1 protein-coding gene is annotated in these 1,611 nt (G+C 71.6%); it reads left to right on the plus strand.

What is annotated here, in order from left to right; genetic code table 11:
- Nucleotides 1-1,611 (plus strand): Rne/Rng family ribonuclease (locus tag BN12_RS21605; protein WP_157635768.1); only part of this gene is annotated, 1,611 nt, incomplete at both ends.

The raw sequence follows: 1,611 nt of genomic DNA on the forward strand, positions 1-1,611 counted from the left end.
GCCGGCGCCGGCGCCGCTCCGGGTCCGCCGGCGACAGCGACGACCCGCCCGGCACCGTCACGCGGGTCCGCGAGCCACGCGCCCGCGACGAGGTCTCCGGCGTCAAGGGCTCGACCCGCCTGGAGGCCAAGAAGCAGCGGCGCCGCGAGGGGCGGGAGGCCGGACGCCGTCGCACGATCATCACCGAGGCGGAGTTCCTCGCCCGGCGCGAGAGCGTCGACCGGGTCATGGTCGTCCGCGAGAAGGAGAGCCGCATCCAGATCGCCGTGCTCGAGGACGGCGTGCTCGTCGAGCACTACGTCTCCCGCGAGACGAACGCCTCGATGGCCGGGAACATCTACCTCGGCCGGGTCCAGAACGTCCTGCCGTCGATGGAGGCCGCCTTCGTCGACATCGGCAAGGGCCGCAACGCCGTCCTGTATGCCGGTGAGGTCAACTGGGACGCCGCCGGGCTGGAGGTCAACGCGCCGAAGCGCATCGAGAACGCCCTCAAGTCGGGGGACTCGGTCCTCGTCCAGGTGACCAAGGACCCGATCGGCCACAAGGGCGCCCGTCTCACCTCGCAGATCTCGCTGCCCGGGCGGTACCTCGTCTACGTCCCCGAGGGGAGCATGACGGGCATCTCGCGCAAGCTGCCCGACACCGAGCGGGCCCGGCTCAAGGCGATCCTCAAGGAGGTCGTCCCCGACTCCGCGGGGGTCATCGTCCGGACGGCCGCCGAGGGCGCCTCGGAGGAGGAGCTGCGCGCCGACGTCGAGCGGCTCACGAAGGAGTGGGAGCGGATCCGGACCCAGGCGGAGACCGCTGCCGGGCGCAAGGCGTCCGCCGGCGGCGCGCCGACCCTCGTCCACGGCGAGCCGGATCTCACCGTCCGCGTCATCCGCGACATCTTCAACGAGGACTTCGCCTCCCTCGTCGTCCAGGGCGAGCAGGCCTGGAACGAGGTGGGGGCCTATGTCGCCGCCGTCGCGCCCGACCTGTCCGAGCGGGTCACGAGATGGACCGACGAGACGGACGTCTTCAGCCACCACCGGGTCACCGAGCAGCTCGCGAAGGCGATGGACCGCAAGGTCTGGCTGCCCTCGGGTGGGTCGCTCGTCATCGACCGCACCGAGGCGATGACCGTCGTCGACGTCAACACCGGCAAGTTCGTCGGGTCGGGAGGCAATCTCGAGGAGACGGTGACGAAGAACAACATCGAGGCCGCGGAGGAGATCGTCCGCCAGCTGCGGCTGCGCGACATCGGCGGCATCATCGTCATCGACTTCATCGACATGGTCCTGGAGTCCAACCGGGACCTCGTCGTCCGCCGGCTCCTGGAGTGCCTGGGCCGAGACCGCACGAAGCACCAGGTCGCCGAGGTCACCTCGCTCGGGCTCGTCCAGATGACCCGCAAGCGGGTCGGCTCCGGCCTCGTCGAGGTCTTCTCCGAGCCGTGCGAGCACTGCCACGGCCGCGGCATCATCATCCACGCCGAGCCGGTCGACCGGCCCGCCGACAGCGGCTCGGGCGGAGGATCCCGCGGCAACGGTCGCCGCGGGCGGGGCAACGGTGGCGGCGACCACCAGCATCACGCGCCCGCCGCCGTCGAGCCGCCTCCCGTGCCGTCGG

The organism is Nostocoides japonicum T1-X7 (genome assembly GCF_001046855.1).
Classification (GTDB): domain Bacteria; phylum Actinomycetota; class Actinomycetes; order Actinomycetales; family Dermatophilaceae; genus Nostocoides; species Nostocoides japonicum.